The organism is Bacillus sp. AY3-1 (genome assembly GCF_008368785.1).
GTDB lineage: Bacteria > Bacillota > Bacilli > Bacillales > Bacillaceae_G > Bacillus_A > Bacillus_A wiedmannii.
Genome location: NZ_QORZ01000030.1, coordinates 1 through 16,003, shown reverse-complemented (window position 1 = coordinate 16,003; position 16,003 = coordinate 1). Strand labels below are relative to the sequence as shown.

Sequence of the window (16,003 nt, the reverse complement as noted above, 5' to 3'; positions counted from 1 at the left end):
AAAAGAGACAAGTATTACCAAAAAGTGATAAAATGGAAAGAGCGAGGTGGAAAAAATAATAGAAAGTAAGGGGGGAGTATTATGAAAGCAACAGGAATTATTCGAAAAGTAGACGAATTAGGACGAATTGTTATTCCTAAAGAGTTAAGAGAAGTATTAGGAATCCAAATCAAATCACCACTTGAAATTTTCGTAGAAGCAGATAAAGTCATTTTACAAAAATATCAACCTTACAATGCTTGTCAAATAACAGGTGATGTTTCAGATCAAAACATATCATTAGCAAATGGAAACATTACTGTTAGTATAGATGGAGCGAAACATTTAATAAAAGAAATAGAGAAGTTTTTAAATAAGAGTGAGGCTTAGTCTTAATTTATTTTATTTTTAAAATTTCATATCATTCTTTAAAAATTATAAAAGGACCATTAAATTGGTCCTTTTATTTTTGTTATTGGTTGTACCAATCGGATGTTTGGTGCCTAAAAATTACGAGATTAATAAAAGAGTAGTATAAAATTAGTAAGCTTTATTGAGAAATATTTTTAAGGAAGGAAAACGAAACGAATAAAACGAATGTTACATTTAAACGTTTTCAAAAGTGGTCTGAAATGAAAATAATATATTTTCAGGAGGGATTACGATGAATAGTAGTACAGCGAATAAACAAAAAGGTATACAATTGATTCCTTTTACAGTAGATAAGGTGGTTGAACAAGTAAATGAAATCCCGCCAGGTGTACAACTCATTCATGCTCCACAAGTATGGGAGAAGAGTGCGAAAGGAAAAGATATTGTTGTTGCCGTATTAGATACAGGTTGTGATGTGAATCATATTGATTTAAAGGATCGTATTATCGGTGGAAGAAATTTCACGAAAGACTACGAAGGGGATCCAAATATTTATCTTGATAATAACGGACACGGTACTCATGTAGCGGGGACAATTGCAGCGAATGAAAATGGTGTCGGTGTTTTAGGAGTCGCACCACTTGCTAAAATGTTAGTATTAAAGGTTTTAGCGGGAGATGGTTCTGGAAGTTATGAGCAAATTATTGAGGCGATTCATTATGCTGTAAATTGGAGAGGGCCTAATAAAGAAAGAGTTAGAGTCATTTCAATGTCACTTGGTGGCCCGCAAGACGTTCCAGAATTACATGAAGCAATTCAAAATGCGGTAAGGCAAGATGTTCTCGTCGTATGTGCTGCTGGGAATAATGGAGATTGTAATGATAACACGGAGGAACTGGACTTCCCAGGTGCGTACTCAGAAGTAATTGAAGTCGGTGCTGTCAATTTAGAACGGAAAATCGCATGTTTTAGTAATTCGAATCAAGAAATTGATTTAGTGGCGCCAGGTGATGAAATTTTATCTACTTATCCTGAGGGGAAATATGCGGTATTAAGTGGAACTTCTATGGCGACACCGCATGTCGCTGGAGCGCTGGCATTGCTCATTAAGCAGTGTGAGAGAGAATATGGTAGAAAGTTATCAGAGCCAGAAATATATGCACAACTTATTAAAAGAACTGTACCTTTAGGGTATGAACGTACATCTGAAGGGAATGGATTAATAGATTTATTAAAAGAATAGCAAATACTAAAAACATCTCATAATTTTATGAGATGTTTTTTTGTATGGCTTTGTCGAATATATCGTGGAATCTAGTATTTATTTCTTTTTCATGAAATGTTTATTAGGGTGGTGGTTATCCCATAGATCTGTTCATAAAATGATAAAAGGTACATAGAACTGGCATCGTAACAACGAAAACCGCTATAAGGTTAGAAGAGGTATATACTGATGATATATCAAGCTATCCAGCAGTTAATTGATCGTGCTATTGAAGTTCAATTAATTGAAAAAGAAGATGAAATATATACAAGGAATCAAATCCTTTCCTTACTTCGTTTAGATGACTTTGTAGTGAAAGCGTCAGCGCCCGCACCCGCAAAGAAAGCAATTTCGGAGTTATTGGAGAGTTAATTGAATATGCTTGTATGCATAAAGTCATTGAGGCAGTAATGGACGAGAAGGAGATTTTAGCAAGTGCAATTATGGATGTTTTTATGTCCAAACCGTCCGTTATCAATTCTCTATTTTATGAAAAATACGAACAAAATCCGAAGGCTGCGACAAATTACTTCTATGAGTTAAGTAAAAACAGCAACTATATCCAAATGAAGCAAATTGCCAAAAATATAAATTATAAAGTAAATACGGAATATGGACCCATTGATATAACGATTAACTTATCAAAACCGGAAAAAGACCCGAAACAAATTGCTAGAGAGAGTATTGGAAAGTACAAATTATCCAAAATGTTTACTCTGTATTGAGAATGAAGGATATAGAGGCAGAATTGGACATCCAGCACGCTCGAATCATCGTATGATTCGTATGAATCTTACAGATGAAAGCTGGTTTCTACAGTATTCTCCGTATATATATTTCAATGAACACTGTATTGTATTGTCTTCAGAACACCGTGATATGAAAATTGACCGTCAAACATTTTTACGTTTGTTAAAATTTGTAGAAAAATTCCCGCATTATTTCCTTGGTTCTAATGCAGATTTACCTATTGTAGGAGGATCGATTCTAACACATGACCATTATCAAGGTGGAAACTATGAATTTGTTATGGCAAATGCATCAAACGACCTAATTTTTGAACTAACTAACTTTCCAGAAATGCAATGTTCTATTATTAAATGGCCTATGTCAGTTATTCGCTTAAGAAGTAAAGACATAGAACAAATAGTAAATGCAGGGGAGTACATATTAGAGAGGTGGAAGGGATATAGTGATCCATCTGTTAATATATTTGCATTTACGAATGATATTCCACATAATACAATAACTCCGATTGCTCGTTACCGGAATAGTATGTACGAATTGGATCTTGTTTTGCGGAACAATCGTACAAGTGAAGAACATTCGTTAGGTATTTTCCACCCTCATGCGGAAATACAGCATATTAAAAAGGAAAATATCGGTCTAATTGAAGTAATGGGGTTAGCAGTACTTCCTGCGCGTTTAAAAACAGAACTTCAGGAAGTGGAAAAATTCTTACTTAACATTCCAAGTGATATTCCAACGCTTCATATACGATGGGCTGAACAATTAAAAATCAAATATTACCATCGGATACATGAACAAAATGTACAGGAGATAGTAAGAGCAGAATTAGGACAGAAATTTATACAGGCGCTTGAAGATGCTGGCGTTTTTAAACGAGATGACGAAGGGATATCGGCATTTAAACGTTTTATTCAGAGGTTAAATAAGGAATGAACTTAGTAGTGATGGTGATTACAAAATGACCTAATTATATGATAAGGGAGGTAATAATATGGAGGAGTGTGAGCATAAGCAACTACAGGAATTGAAACAGATAGGCGGCCCTATATTAATGATGTGTATAAAATGTAATCAAATAATTAAAGTGTCCAAAGGATCCAGTACAAAAATAAAGTGAAAAAGAATGAAGCGTATATATTTCTAGTGTGTGATGAACAAAGTTCCTTCTGATTAAAGTTGCATTTTATTAAAAGAATAGAACCATACTAAAAAACATCTCATATGAATATGAGATGTTTTTAGTATGGTTCTGTCGCATGTAATACGACGTCTAATAAACCAGGGAATCTAGCATGTAAGTCATCTTCACGAATTGAAATGAAACGCTGTGTTCCTTCAATGCGTGTATACATAACACCGGATTCACGTAAAACCTTGAAATGGTGAGATAAAGTTGATTTCGCAATTGGAATGTTTAACGCACCACAAGATTGTTCATTTTTCTCTAATAGCATTGTTACAATTTGTAAACGAATTTGATCGCTAAGTGCGTATAAGACTGAAGAGAATTGAATTTCTTCTCGGTTTGGATGATAAAGAGTACGCATTTTTTTCACCTACTTGTATCAGTTAATATAGTTTGCACTATAACATATAAAGTGGTATATTTCTATTGTTCTAATATTTTCGAACAATAGAAATATAGGGGGAGAAAAAATGAAATATACCAAATTGCAAAAGGCAGGACTACATATTTCGAAGTTAGGGCTAGGAACAAATGCTGTAGGGGGGCATAATTTATATGCTAATGTGAACGAAGAAGAAGGAAAACGATTAATAGAAGAAGCTATCCAGCGAGGGGTTACATTTTTTGATACAGCGGATTCATACGGTCTCGGTAGATCAGAGGAATTGGTAGGAGAAGTATTGAAAGGAAAACGTCAAGAAGTTGTACTTGCTACAAAAGGTGGAATACAGCCGTTATTAAATGGAAAAGTTTATATTAATAATGAACGAAGCTATTTAAGAAATGCTGTGGAAAATAGCTTAAGAAGATTACAAACTGATTATATTGATTTATATTATTTACATTTTACAAATCCAGAAACAAGTTACATAGATTCAATTGGAGAGCTTGCTCGTCTAAAAGAAGAAGGTAAAATTCGTGCAATTGGAATATCTAACGTAAACGTAGAGCAATTAAAAGCAGCGAATCAGCACGAACAAATAGATGTTGTACAATCACCGTATAATATGTTGGATCGTACTGCTGGAGAAGAACTTTTGCCGTATTGTATAGAATCAGGTATTTCATTTATACCATACGGGCCTCTTGCTTTTGGGATACTAGGTGGAAAATATACAGAAGATTTTAAATTAAACGAAGGCGATTGGCGTCAAAGTGTAAATCTATTTGAAGAAAATACATATAAGAGTAACTTTAAAAAAGTTGAGAAGTTAAAAGGTTTAGCTAAAGAAATGAATCTTGAAGTATCACATTTAGCTTTAGCATGGCTATTAAATAAAAAAGGCATTGATACTGTTATTCCTGGTGGGAAACGAGCGGAGCAAATAAGAGAAAGTGTAAGAGCGGTGGAAGTTTCATTGAATGAAAAGGTTATGGAAGAAATTAAATCTATTTTAGAAGATTAGTTGAGAAGAGGGGGACTTCCCTCTTTTTATATAAAAGGAGAAGGTTTAAATGAAAAGAGTACTAGCTGTATTCTTTACGATCATGTTTATGATAGGTACAGATACTTTCTTAATTTCACCACTTTTACCGACATTACAGAAGGTGTATCATGTTTCAACTGAGCTGTCAGGGTGGATGGTGAGTTCATATGCTTTAGGATACGCTGGATTTGCGCTTATTGCTGGTCCTATATCAGATGGCTTAAACAGAAAAAAAGTGATGGTAATAGGAATGAGTTTTTTTGCGTTAAGTACGTTTTTATGTGGAATGGCACCGAGTTTTCTATGGATGCTAGCATTTAGATTTTTAGCAGGTGTAAGTGCAGCCTTTGTATCTCCACAAGTGTGGGCATCTATTCCGCTCCTTATAGAGAAGGAGCAAATTGTAAAGGCAATTGGAATTGTAACAGCAGGGTTAGCAATCTCTCAAATTTTAGGGTTGCCAGTTGGATCGTATTTGGCAATGATACACTATACAACACCATTCTTCGTCATTGGTATATTATCAACACTACTTGTAATTCTTATCTATATAGTATTACCAGAAATACAACCGGTTCATATAGGTGGAAGTAAAACAAACATCTTAAAGCGCTATAAACAATTACTTACAGATTCAAAGGTTTCGATTTCTTATTTTGCATATTTTGTTTTTCAAACTGGTAATTTTGCTGCATTTTCATTTTTTGGTGTATGGCTGTCCATTCAATTTGGCTTACAAGTTCATAAAGTAGGTACAACTATGCTTATATTAGGATTAGGGAATTTAGCTGGTAATATTTTTGGCCCTAGAATCACAAATAAAATTGGTTATAACCTTTCTTTCTATGGTGGAATTATATTTACAGCAGTGCTATATGTATTACTTCCTCATGTAAAGAACATTATATTGGTGGAGTTATTGTTCTTTGTTTTGTTTTTTGTGACAGGAATTTTGTTTGTATTAATGATGAGGCACTTACAAAACATATCTAGTGTAGCAAGAGGAACAGGAGCCGCGCTTGCTAATGCTTCTATGTATATTGGTCAAATGATTGGAGCGGCAATAGCAGGACTGCTATTTGCAGCATCTCACAATTTTATACTTATAGGTAGTTTTACTGCGTTACTATATATAGGAGCTTTATTTTTGTTTAGAAAAAGTGAAAAGCTTAATGAAGATAGTGAAACAGGAATTGTATCATAAAGCCTGTACAAATAAAAAAGAGCTATATCTCCTCTTTTGAGGTGACATCAAATAAAGCGAGTGCAAGAAGTGCAGTTAGTCTATCAATGAAAATAGCAGTTAGAAACCACATATGAAATCAATATTAGAAGAGTAATAATACAAAGGGATCTTTGAGTGCAGAGATTAAAGAAAATAGACAAATAGTATAAAGGTATCGTAATAAAGTTATGAGGAATCCAAAAATAAAAAATCCCTACAGAGATAGGGATTCATATATCGGCATATAGTTCCTTGGAAAAGGATATACTTAGTTTAGCATATAGGACTACTTATATTTGTGAAATAGATGTGAAATAGCTGTGAAAAAATTCTAAATAAAAAGCACTGTTTTAGCTAATGTAACTAAAACAGTGCTTTTCTCTTTGATTGAACTGTTGCTGCATTTTCATCATGTATGCCTGCATCTTTAATAATTCGTTGTTTTGCTTTATTTAATAGATGGTCTACTGCTTCACCAAAATAATTAGCTTCGCTTTTTGTGCGGGCTTCTCGTAAACATTTATAGTTTTCTAGCAGTTCCTCTTTTTCAGTGTTTGTTAAGAAATCTTCTATTTTCTTTTTTGTCATACGAAACACCCTTTCTTCTGACAAACGACGCAATAGAAAATATTTATTGTTTATTATAGCAATAATTTTTAAAGAAAGTATATACTAACGTCGTAATAATTTGTCAATTTCTTGAATCTTCTCATCAGCTTTCCCAATTTGTTTATTTTTAGCCTGCTCACCACCAAGCGCTTGGTGCAGTAAGAAAGTCTGACCGGAAATAGCAGTCACAATGGATACTTTAATAATTTCTTTTATTAAGGTAACATCGAATAAAACGAGTCCAAGAAGTGCAGCTAGACTACCAGTGAAAATATCAGTCAAAAACCCAAAGTGAAAAAAAGTTTTCAAACGGCGTGGAAGCAATAACTTACCTTGGTTATTGATTAGATGGGAAACGAAACCGGTAATGCCACCAACGAGTATAGCGGTTAGCCATTGATACATTTCCATCGAATCCACTCCTTTTAGTGAATAAGATTCGATTCTTTTATATTGATTCCTTTTAATATTTCATAGAAGCATATTGAGAAAGTTTGTTTGGGTTTATTACGTATTCAATTTAATTATAACAGAAAAATCTGATATCTTTTAGTCTATTATATGAAGCGGTTATTCCTTAATATGAATGTAGAAAGGGGTGCGTGAGATGAATATAGATTATCGAATAAGAAGTATGGATGGTTATACAAAAAATATAGGGGAATTAGTAAGCATGCTGGAGCATACGAGGGCTGTAACATTACAGGAAATAAACGATCTATCAGTTGAGCAAGTAGATTTCATTATGACGAGTGGAGGGAATTCCATCGGAGCGTTACTAAAGCATATAGCAGCTATAGAAAAAGCCCATCAACTTATTTCATTTCAAGAGCGCGACTTTACAAAAGAAGAATTAGAAATATGGGAAGACGCACTGTATTTAGGGAAAGCGGGGAGAACAATCCGTGGTAATGAAATACAGTATTATATACAAATTCTACAAAGTGTTCGAGAAGAATCTCTGAAGTATTTGAATGAACAAGATGATGAATGGCTTATGTCAGAAAGAAAGTGGCCTAACGGTGTAGCGTATAACCAGCACTATCTGTGGTTTCATGTGCTAGAAGATGAGATTAGTCATCGTGGACAAATTAGAATGATGAAAAATAAAATGTTTGAAAATTGCGTTAAATAAGGTAGCTTTTTAAATAAATATTCCATATAATGAGAGTAATTAAAATGAGAACGGGGTGATGTATTATGGTGAAAATAACGTATATGAATCATAAACCAAATACAAAGGTGGATGGAAAGGGCGAGACTGTATAAGTGAGCGCACGATCCTTCCGCTTAGCTTAAACTAGGGAGGATATCAATTTGAATCAAAATATTTTAGAATCATTCGGCTGGGATTCTTTTTTTGAAGAACAAGCTGTAGAGAACTTTGAAGTAGGGCGTATTTTACTAGAGCATAAACATATATATCGAATTATTTGTAATGATGGTGAATATATGGCAGAGCTGTCTGGAAAGTTTCGGCATGAAGCAGTAACGAAGGGAGATTATCCAGCGGTTGGTGATTGGGTGTATATAAAGAAAATAGAGAATGAAAAGAAAGCAATTATTCATCGTATTTTTCAAAGAAGAAGCTCTTTTTCTAGACAAGAGGCTGGTAATCGAACGGAAGAACAAGTAATAGCAGCAAATGTAGATTATCTATTTTTAGTAAATGCACTTAACCATGATTTTAACGTAAGAAGAATAGAACGTTATTTACTATTAGCGTATGAAAGTGGTGCAATGCCTGTTATTGTTTTAACAAAGAGTAGCTTATGTGAAGACGTGGAACAGAAAATTGTTGAAACGGAAGCTGTGGCAATTGGTGTTCCGATCTTCGTCGTTGATAGTTTAAAGCATACTGGTATTGAATCGCTGCAGCAATTTGTTTCTTCAGGAAAAACAATTGCTTTAGTCGGGTCATCGGGGGTTGGAAAATCCACTTTGTTAAATGCACTCATAGGACTTGAAGTAGCAAAAACGGGAGATATTCGTGAGGAAGATAGTAAAGGAAGGCATACGACAACTCATCGTGAATTGTTCCGATTACCGAGTGGTGGTTTAGTTATTGATACTCCGGGTATGAGGGAGCTACAGCTTTGGGAAGGAAGCGATGCAATTCAAACAACATTTTCTGATATTGAAGAATTAGCAAAAACGTGCCGTTTTAGGGATTGTAAACATGAAAATGAGCCAGGGTGCGCAGTGCATAGTGCAATTGATAACGGAATTATTACGATAAATCGTTTGCAAAGCTATAAAAAATTACAAAGAGAACTGGCGTATTTTATGAGAAAACAAGATGCTATTCTTGCGAGAGCAGAGCGTGATAAGTGGAAAAAGATTTCTAAACAGCATAAAAAAATATGAAAAGCCAAAGGGTGGTTCCCTTTGGCTTTTTTTGTATTTGTAAATTTTATAATAATGTTATTCAAATATATAGACAAAGGGAATTTAATTGTTTAAACTTTACAAAGTATTCATCGTAATAGATTATGAAAATAATAATTTAGGGATGGGAAATGTTTACAACTCGCTAGATTTAACTATTGAAATTGAAAAGCAGGAGGTTTGTAATGGGTAGACTATTAAATTGGTTTCGTGATATGAAAGTAGCAAAAAAACTACTAATTTCGTTTTTTGTCATTTTAATTGCGGCTGTCTCTATTATTGGAGGCATGTCTTATCAAACAGCTAAAAAGAACTTTGAATCACAAATTACGAGCAGTGCTCACGACAATATAAAAATATTAGATAATTTAATCAATCAAATGATTGAGGCGAAATTTAATGATGTAAATAATTTTGCACGGGTGATTCAAGGTAATATGTATCAAGGGGATAATCAAGATGAATTAAGAAAAATGTTATCTCAATATATTAATTTGAATAAAGATGTTGAACAAGTATACTTTGCTGGGAATGATAAGAAATTTGTGCAAGAACCAAATATACAAATGGCAGCAGACTATGATCCAACAGAACGTTCTTGGTATAAAGATGCAGTGGCAAAACAAGGGGGTATTGTCGTTACTGAGCCATATAAGGCGCAAGGAAATGGACATATTGTCGTAACGATTGCAAAACAAGCAGAAGATAAAAACGGTGTTGTAGCAATAGATTTAAGTTTAGATAATTTATTAAAAACAACAAAGTTAATCAATATCGGTAAAAAGGGATATGCTTTCATTTTAGATGGAAAACAAAAAATAATTGCACATCCTCAAGAAAAATCAGGAGAAAAAGCAGCTGATTCTTGGGCGAAGAAAATTTATGAAGATAACCATGGTGCTTTTTCATATATGTATGATGGCAGCGAAAAACAAATGGTATTTGCTACAAATGTAAAAACAGGTTGGAAAATCGGTGGAACGATGTACTCAAATGAAATAATTGAAGCTGCGCAGCCTGTATTTTATAATATGTTAATTGTTATGTTCATTTCATTAGTTATAGGCGGAGCACTTATTTATTTTGTGACACTTTCTATAACGAAGCCATTAAAAAGATTAGTTGCTACTTCTAAAGAAATAAGTGAGGGAGATTTAACGCAAACAATCGAGATTCATTCTAATGATGAAATTGGCCAACTTGCAAAAGGATTCAATGAGATGACAGATGCATTGCGAACGTTAATTGGAAGAATTAATACGTCGGCTGGACATGTTGCAGCAGCATCAGAAGAGCTAACGGCAAGTGTAAGACAAGCGAGTGAAGCAACTGAGCAAATTACAATGGCAATGGATGAAATATCGAGCGGGGCAACAACGCAAACAACGAGCGTAGAAAATGGTGCAATGTTATTATTTGATGTAACAGAAGGAATTCAGCATGTAGCAAAAAGTTCATCATCAATTAATACGGCTTCTGCTCATACTCGTGAAAAAGCAGAAGATGGCGGGAAACTAGTAGGAAAAACAGTAAATCAAATGCAGTCTATTGCGAAATCTGTTTCACAATCAGATGAAGTTATTCAGTTACTAAATAATAAATCAAAACAAATTGGTGACATACTAGAAGTAATTCAAAATATTGCAGATCAAACGAATCTTCTAGCTTTGAATGCGGCAATTGAAGCTGCAAGAGCAGGAGAGCATGGAAGAGGATTTGCAATCGTTGCAGATGAAGTACGTAAATTGGCGGAGAAGTCTAGTGTATCTTCTAGTGAAATTAGTAAATTAATATGTGAAATACAAGATGACATGAGTAAGACGGTAAAATCTATGGGGCATGTAAATGAAGAAGTTCAATCTGGACTTGTTATTGCGAATGAAACGAAGCAAAACTTTACTGAGATTTTACTATCTACAAATGAAATTGCAGATCAAATTAAAACGATGGTTGAAACGGCTAATGGGATGTCAAAAGGTGCAAATGAAGTGTCTATTTCAGTAGGTCAAATTGCAATGACAGCACAGAACAATGCGACGAGTACTCAAAACGTTGCAGCATCAGCAGAAGAACAACTAGCGTCCATTGAGGAGATTAGTTCGGCGGCTGGTACATTATCTCAAATGGCTGAAGAGTTACAAGGGTTAATTGAAAGATTTAAAGTTTAACAGAGGACAGACTATCTCCAAAATAGCAGTATGCTATTGGAGTAGTCTGTTTTTATTATGTAAAATGAAATGAGATTGAGAGTATCTTTATAATATTTAAAGGTATATTTTGTATGATATTTGTCGAAAAATAGAGGTATTTGTTTGCTTTGTGTATAATTATAATCGTATAAAATGCAAATAAAGGAGATTACTATGGGAGTTTATTGGGGTACCAAAAGACATTCTTGGCTTAGTTATGTCTCATTTTGGTTAAGTATTTCATTTTTTATTGTCTTTCTAATTGAAGTGTTTATTTTAAAAACACTTTCGAATAGTTCGGTACAAATTGTTAAATATTTTTATTTTATACTTGTACCAGTAAACATCTTTCTTAGTTTAAAGTTACTCTTTAAGAAGAATGAAAAGAAAGCATTACCTATTTTTAGTTTCATTGTATCATTATTATTTACAATTTTAATACTAGTATTAGCGTTAGCAGCTACGGGGAAATTCTTTTAAGGGGAGTGATAAAAGTCACTCTTCTTTTTTGTTATTGTAAGGAAATACTAAGCGGAGGATGACAAAGAGTGCATTTACTTATGTTTGATATACTTGGAAAGCGTTGGAAGCATATTAAGAAATACAATGAGAGACAATTCATATAGTAATGAAGAAAATCAGTTATTTTATATGCAGTTATGGAGCAAATGAATACAGTAAGAACGGTGATATATGGTACAATACATATGGATAGTGATAGAGATAAAGGGTATATAAAATACTCATCGTTTTTTAGTAAGAGAGGGGTTATCTTATGCTATACGAGGATTTGATGACATTATTTCAAGCAGCTCCGAAAGAAGAAGGTAGAGGCGGCTGGAAATATATAATCCAGGAACGAAATGATAAATATGAAATTGTTGATGAAATATTGAAAAATCAAATGAGTGTTGAATTGTATTTTAATGAATATGATGAGGTGAAAATCACTTTATATAAAGATGGAATGCCTATTTCTACTATGCAAAGAATTGCGATTTCAAAAGTTGAATTAGACGAAGAGGAAGAAGGGATTCAATTCGTTTTAGAACGCATGCCTAGTCGGATGATTCGCTTACAATTAAAGCCATATTTAGCACTCGAAATGGGGCCGTACTGGGAAGTATGCGATGATTGTGAATGAACATAAAAGAAGCATCCAATAAAATGGATGCTTCTTTTATGTTTTTTGAAGTTTTTTAAAAGCAATAATTGGCAGTAAAATGATGCTGATCCATCCAATTATAGGATATAGAATGTGGAGTAATTCACTGTAACCAATGTAACTAAAGCAATAACTAATTAGTAAAATGAAGAAAATAATATTGTTACTTTTCCATCCAGTCATGGATTGCATTTGTTTTGTCATTCCGAACACATTACCAACTAAAGTTGTGAACACTTCACCGAAAATGATAAGAACAAAGAAAAAGTGAAAAGTTGCATTGAATTTTCTTATGACTTCAGCCATTGGGATATTATATTGATAAAATTGATCGACTGATAAGATAGCTAAATGGCTACATAATAAAATTAAAGAAAGTCCTGCACCGCCTAAAATACCGCCCCATAAAATGGCCTTTCGATCCTTTACTTCACTGGCTAACGGGACGAGAACGCTTTGGGCGAGAGAAAGATTTAAGGCGACATATGTAATAGGACTAGTAATCCACTTCATATTCCAGCTTTCTGCAGGAATAGTGTCACTAATAGGAGTTGTACCGTGAAAAAAAGTTGTAATAGCAAGTCCGATAATAAAAATCATCATAATAGGTACGACAAGTGTATTAACTTCAAAAACCCCTTGTAACCCGCGACTACCTATAATGAGACAGGCGATCAATATAATGAAAATACCAAGTTGTCTTGGTAAACGAAGTTGCTCTTCAAATACCGCCCCAGCTCCTGATAACATAACGCTCGTTACACCAAATAATACGAGTAATAATAGTGTATTTACAACATTGCCAACTACATCTCCAAATAAATATTTGTTAAATTCTTGCGCTGAAAATGCACCAATTTGTGATGAAAGTAACATCATCTTTGTGCCAAGCCAAATAAAAAAAAATCCACTTACACATATGCCAATTGTTCCATATAATCCGTTCACTGTAAAAAATTCAACAATTTCTCGTCCAGTAGCAAATCCAGCTCCAACGACTGTTCCAATATAAGTAGCAGCGACTTTCTTTGCTACTTGCCATTGTTGATTGTCCATGTTATCCCTCTTTCTACTACGATGAGCTTGATTTACTATTATGCATATGTATGAGCTTGGACAATTAGACTTATGAAGTGTTTGAAAACATACATGAATTAAAAGATATTAGGGAAGTATTAAAGGTGTTAAAACTTTGTTACATATGAGCTAAGCATTCGAAAGAATAGGAAATGTATGGTAACATGTAACTATGTTATTAAAAGATAAACATTATGAAATGATAAGAGGAGTGGATTGTATGAGTACGAAAACAAATGTTGTTGAAGTATTAAACAAGCAGGTAGCAAACTGGAATGTGTTATATGTGAAACTACATAATTATCACTGGTATGTGACAGGACCACACTTCTTTACGTTACATGAGAAATTTGAAGAGTTTTACAATGAAGCTGGAACAAATATTGATGAATTAGCAGAACGTATTTTAGCGTTGGAAGGTAAACCGCTAGCGACAATGAAAGAATATCTTGCAACATCTAGTGTGAATGAAGGGACAAGCAAGGAATCTGCAGAAGAAATGGTGCAAACATTAGTGAATGATTACTCTGCACTTATTCAAGAATTAAAAGAAGGTATGGAAGTTGCTGGCGAGGCTGGCGATGAAACATCAGCAGACATGTTGTTAGCGATTCATACAACATTAGAACAACATGTATGGATGCTAAGTGCGTTCTTAAAATAAATATAAGTATATTAAGAAAAAAGTCGTTGAAAAATTCGTTCAATGGCTTTTTTTGTCATTTTTCAGTTTTCTTTTATGCTATAATATAGTAAAAAGGAGGCGATGCAATGTTTCGCTTTTTCAGAACTGGAAAAGAAGAGCGTGAAATTACGAAAGATGAATTAGAACAAGCGATGGCTAAGTTTCTAGAAACGAATGCTAATATCGTTTATACAGTATTAGTAAATGATGATTATACAGTAAATTATGATTTGTTAAAGCCGTATTTACTTGCATTTCCAACAAATAGTTTTCTTATTACGAAGGAAACGCTTGAGGTATTTGAACATACAGAAGAAAATTTAAACCTAGTTAAAGAAATTGATATCGTACAAAAAGCAGTAGATCAGTACGTAACAGAAAAAGAAATGTTTCCACTTGTTGAAGGTAGTGAAGAGCGTCTTATATGCGGGATAAAATTAGGACCATATTTGAAGCGTATATTAAAAAGAGACCTATATATTTCAGAAAAACATTATTTAGTTTCAAGTAAACCGGACAGAAAAAAACAAAAGAGTGGGTAGATGTATTGAGAACAACAATAAATATATTGTTGTCTTTTTTTTGTTTTAAAAATATTGATTTTTCTGTTTATTGAACTTTACAATAAACTTATTGGACGAAGAGAAGTAATGATTAAGTATTGTTAGCGTGAGTTATATACAGTGATTACAGAATGGTATGAAGGTTTGAGAAATAAATATTATAAAAGATTACGGGGGAATGGGTGTATGAAAAATAGTATGACTTACATTCAATTATTAAATGAAACGTTACATTGTTACGCAAATAAAGGGAGTTTGGAAGCGTACACTTATATAATGGAGCATGCTAAAGGTGTAGTGGGGAATAAAGCGCAAATATATAATTTTAAATATGCGCTAGCGAGTGCAGCGGGGCTTGAAGAAGAAGCGTTACAGATAATGAAGGAAGCTATTATAGACAATGGATTTTGGTACGGAAATGAGTATTTAATTTCGGACGATGATTTAACACCACTACATAAATTTGAAGAGTTTCATAAAATAGTTCAATTATGTAAAGAAAGAGAAGAATTAGCAAAGAAAACAGAACGAGCAGACGTGAAATATTTAGACAGCAATAAAGAAGGAAAACTATTTATTGCAATGCACGGGGATCAAGAAAATATAGAAATAATAGAACCATATTGGAAATCTGTTTTGACACAAGATTATACGTTAGCTTTACCACAATCTTCGCAAATTCAGTTTTCAGATGGATTTGTTTGGGACGATATACATAGAGGGAAAGAGGAGTTAAAAGAGCATTACATTACGTTTATAGAAAATCATACAGTAGAAAGTGTAATAATTGGTGGTTTTTCTGCTGGCGCAAGAGTAGCTTTGTATACAATTTTACAAAAAGATATAGAGGTAGATGGTTTTATTTTTGTGGCGCCGTGGCTTCCAGAGATTGAAGAATGCAATGAGTTGTTGGGAGTGCTACAGGATCAAAATATAAAGGGTAACTAACTGTTACGATTTATTTAACCAATTATAACGAAAGTTAATTAAATATATCAGTAAGCCCTGCTAGTCAAGTGATTGGCTAGTAGTGAGGGTTAACTGCGGGCAATCCCTAAAGCTGATTGAACTACAACGTGGCCAGAAATGGTGAGCGTGAATGTTGCGAAAGCAGAAAAAATCAA

At 33.7% G+C, this 16,003-nt stretch carries 15 protein-coding genes and 3 pseudogenes; 14 read left to right on the top strand and 4 right to left on the bottom strand.

Annotation, left to right across the window (positions count from 1 at the left end; genetic code table 11):
- The first annotated feature begins 81 nt into the window (after positions 1 to 81).
- The 3 genes and pseudogenes from DN389_RS25445 to galT all read left to right on the top strand — a co-directional run bounded on the left by DN389_RS25445 (position 82) and on the right by galT (position 3,298).
- Positions 82 to 369, top strand: coding sequence for an AbrB/MazE/SpoVT family DNA-binding domain-containing protein (locus tag DN389_RS25445; RefSeq protein WP_000648282.1), 288 nt, complete (start codon positions 82 to 84; stop codon positions 367 to 369).
- Positions 370 to 643: 274 nt separating this feature from the next.
- A complete protein-coding gene (locus DN389_RS25440; RefSeq protein WP_046954984.1) occupies positions 644 to 1,594 on the top strand; it encodes a serine protease in 951 nt (316 codons plus the stop codon).
- 210 nt (positions 1,595 to 1,804) lie between these two features.
- Positions 1,805 to 3,298 (top strand): annotated as a pseudogene (galT, locus tag DN389_RS25435) (UDP-glucose--hexose-1-phosphate uridylyltransferase).
- A 305-nt stretch (positions 3,299 to 3,603) separates the two neighbouring features.
- Here galT and DN389_RS25430 read toward each other — a convergent pair.
- Positions 3,604 to 3,912: an ArsR/SmtB family transcription factor gene (locus tag DN389_RS25430; RefSeq protein WP_064474209.1), complete on the bottom strand. Its 309-nt coding sequence runs from the start codon at positions 3,910 to 3,912 to the stop codon at positions 3,604 to 3,606.
- Between the two features lie 109 nt (positions 3,913 to 4,021).
- On the opposite strand from DN389_RS25430, the gene DN389_RS25425 reads away from it, so the two are divergent.
- The 3 genes and pseudogenes from DN389_RS25425 to DN389_RS29265 all read left to right on the top strand — a co-directional run bounded on the left by DN389_RS25425 (position 4,022) and on the right by DN389_RS29265 (position 6,521).
- Positions 4,022 to 4,957, top strand: coding sequence for an aldo/keto reductase (locus tag DN389_RS25425; RefSeq protein ID WP_149237731.1), 936 nt, complete (start codon positions 4,022 to 4,024; stop codon positions 4,955 to 4,957).
- A 49-nt stretch (positions 4,958 to 5,006) separates the two neighbouring features.
- Positions 5,007 to 6,182, top strand: coding sequence for an MFS transporter (locus tag DN389_RS25420; protein ID WP_149237730.1), 1,176 nt, complete (start codon positions 5,007 to 5,009; stop codon positions 6,180 to 6,182).
- Between the two features lie 152 nt (positions 6,183 to 6,334).
- Positions 6,335 to 6,521, top strand: a pseudogene (locus DN389_RS29265) (hypothetical protein).
- Between the two features lie 45 nt (positions 6,522 to 6,566).
- On the opposite strand, the gene DN389_RS25410 reads toward DN389_RS29265, so the two are convergent.
- Together DN389_RS25410 and DN389_RS25405 are read right to left on the bottom strand one after the other, a co-directional pair.
- Entirely contained in the window at positions 6,567 to 6,791 is a 225-nt protein-coding gene (locus DN389_RS25410; protein WP_000162604.1) for a hypothetical protein, read from the bottom strand.
- 84 nt (positions 6,792 to 6,875) lie between these two features.
- Positions 6,876 to 7,223: a DUF4257 domain-containing protein gene (locus tag DN389_RS25405; RefSeq protein WP_060490074.1), complete on the bottom strand. Its 348-nt coding sequence runs from the start codon at positions 7,221 to 7,223 to the stop codon at positions 6,876 to 6,878.
- Positions 7,224 to 7,419: 196 nt separating this feature from the next.
- Between DN389_RS25405 and DN389_RS25400 the strand changes: the two genes are divergently transcribed.
- From DN389_RS25400 to DN389_RS25380, 5 genes are all read left to right on the top strand, one after another.
- Positions 7,420 to 7,947 carry a DinB family protein gene (locus DN389_RS25400; protein WP_088121923.1) on the top strand — a complete coding sequence of 176 codons (528 nt, stop codon included), beginning with the start codon at positions 7,420 to 7,422 and terminating at the stop codon, positions 7,945 to 7,947.
- 182 nt (positions 7,948 to 8,129) lie between these two features.
- Positions 8,130 to 9,179, top strand: a complete 1,050-nt coding sequence (gene rsgA / locus DN389_RS25395; protein ID WP_088063100.1) for a ribosome small subunit-dependent GTPase A — start codon at positions 8,130 to 8,132, stop codon at positions 9,177 to 9,179.
- 206 nt (positions 9,180 to 9,385) lie between these two features.
- Positions 9,386 to 11,368 carry a HAMP domain-containing methyl-accepting chemotaxis protein gene (locus DN389_RS25390; RefSeq protein WP_098190214.1) on the top strand — a complete coding sequence of 661 codons (1,983 nt, stop codon included), beginning with the start codon at positions 9,386 to 9,388 and terminating at the stop codon, positions 11,366 to 11,368.
- A gap of 195 nt (positions 11,369 to 11,563) precedes the next feature.
- Positions 11,564 to 11,869 carry a hypothetical protein gene (locus tag DN389_RS25385; protein ID WP_060490078.1) on the top strand — a complete coding sequence of 102 codons (306 nt, stop codon included), beginning with the start codon at positions 11,564 to 11,566 and terminating at the stop codon, positions 11,867 to 11,869.
- A gap of 295 nt (positions 11,870 to 12,164) precedes the next feature.
- Positions 12,165 to 12,533, top strand: coding sequence for a DUF3979 family protein (locus DN389_RS25380; RefSeq protein WP_060490079.1), 369 nt, complete (start codon positions 12,165 to 12,167; stop codon positions 12,531 to 12,533).
- Between the two features lie 36 nt (positions 12,534 to 12,569).
- Here the strand turns inward: DN389_RS25380 and DN389_RS25375 are convergent, their stop codons facing one another.
- On the bottom strand, positions 12,570 to 13,610 hold the full coding sequence (locus DN389_RS25375) for a YkvI family membrane protein (RefSeq protein WP_149237729.1): 1,041 nt from the start codon (positions 13,608 to 13,610) through the stop codon (positions 12,570 to 12,572).
- Positions 13,611 to 13,851: 241 nt separating this feature from the next.
- On the opposite strand from DN389_RS25375, the gene DN389_RS25370 reads away from it, so the two are divergent.
- From DN389_RS25370 to DN389_RS25360, 3 genes and pseudogenes are all read left to right on the top strand, one after another.
- Positions 13,852 to 14,295, top strand: a complete 444-nt coding sequence (locus tag DN389_RS25370; protein ID WP_000105194.1) for a Dps family protein — start codon at positions 13,852 to 13,854, stop codon at positions 14,293 to 14,295.
- Between the two features lie 107 nt (positions 14,296 to 14,402).
- The gene (locus DN389_RS25365) at positions 14,403 to 14,858 is read left to right on the top strand and encodes a DUF3939 domain-containing protein (protein ID WP_000488201.1); all 456 of its coding nucleotides are present in this window, start codon (positions 14,403 to 14,405) and stop codon (positions 14,856 to 14,858) included.
- Between the two features lie 207 nt (positions 14,859 to 15,065).
- Positions 15,066 to 15,821 (top strand): annotated as a pseudogene (locus DN389_RS25360) (alpha/beta hydrolase); the annotation flags it as partial.
- Between the last annotated feature and the right edge of the window lie 182 nt (positions 15,822 to 16,003).

Excerpts from the sequence above, each read along its gene's own strand:
- DN389_RS25385 (WP_060490078.1), top strand. The coding sequence starts at position 11,564 with ATGGGAGTTTATTGGGGTACCAAAAGACATTCTTGGCTTAGTTATGTC.
- DN389_RS25440 (WP_046954984.1), top strand. The coding sequence starts at position 644 with ATGAATAGTAGTACAGCGAATAAACAAAAAGGTATACAATTGATTCCT.
- DN389_RS25430 (WP_064474209.1), bottom strand. The coding sequence starts at position 3,912 with ATGCGTACTCTTTATCATCCAAACCGAGAAGAAATTCAATTCTCTTCA.
- DN389_RS25420 (WP_149237730.1), top strand. The coding sequence starts at position 5,007 with ATGAAAAGAGTACTAGCTGTATTCTTTACGATCATGTTTATGATAGGT.
- DN389_RS25365 (WP_000488201.1), top strand. The coding sequence starts at position 14,403 with ATGTTTCGCTTTTTCAGAACTGGAAAAGAAGAGCGTGAAATTACGAAA.
- DN389_RS25375 (WP_149237729.1), bottom strand. The coding sequence starts at position 13,610 with ATGGACAATCAACAATGGCAAGTAGCAAAGAAAGTCGCTGCTACTTAT.
- DN389_RS25445 (WP_000648282.1), top strand. The coding sequence starts at position 82 with ATGAAAGCAACAGGAATTATTCGAAAAGTAGACGAATTAGGACGAATT.
- DN389_RS25400 (WP_088121923.1), top strand. The coding sequence starts at position 7,420 with ATGAATATAGATTATCGAATAAGAAGTATGGATGGTTATACAAAAAAT.
- DN389_RS25380 (WP_060490079.1), top strand. The coding sequence starts at position 12,165 with ATGCTATACGAGGATTTGATGACATTATTTCAAGCAGCTCCGAAAGAA.
- DN389_RS25390 (WP_098190214.1), top strand. The coding sequence starts at position 9,386 with ATGGGTAGACTATTAAATTGGTTTCGTGATATGAAAGTAGCAAAAAAA.
- DN389_RS25405 (WP_060490074.1), bottom strand. The coding sequence starts at position 7,223 with ATGGAAATGTATCAATGGCTAACCGCTATACTCGTTGGTGGCATTACC.
- DN389_RS25370 (WP_000105194.1), top strand. The coding sequence starts at position 13,852 with ATGAGTACGAAAACAAATGTTGTTGAAGTATTAAACAAGCAGGTAGCA.
- DN389_RS25425 (WP_149237731.1), top strand. The coding sequence starts at position 4,022 with ATGAAATATACCAAATTGCAAAAGGCAGGACTACATATTTCGAAGTTA.
- DN389_RS25410 (WP_000162604.1), bottom strand. The coding sequence starts at position 6,791 with ATGACAAAAAAGAAAATAGAAGATTTCTTAACAAACACTGAAAAAGAG.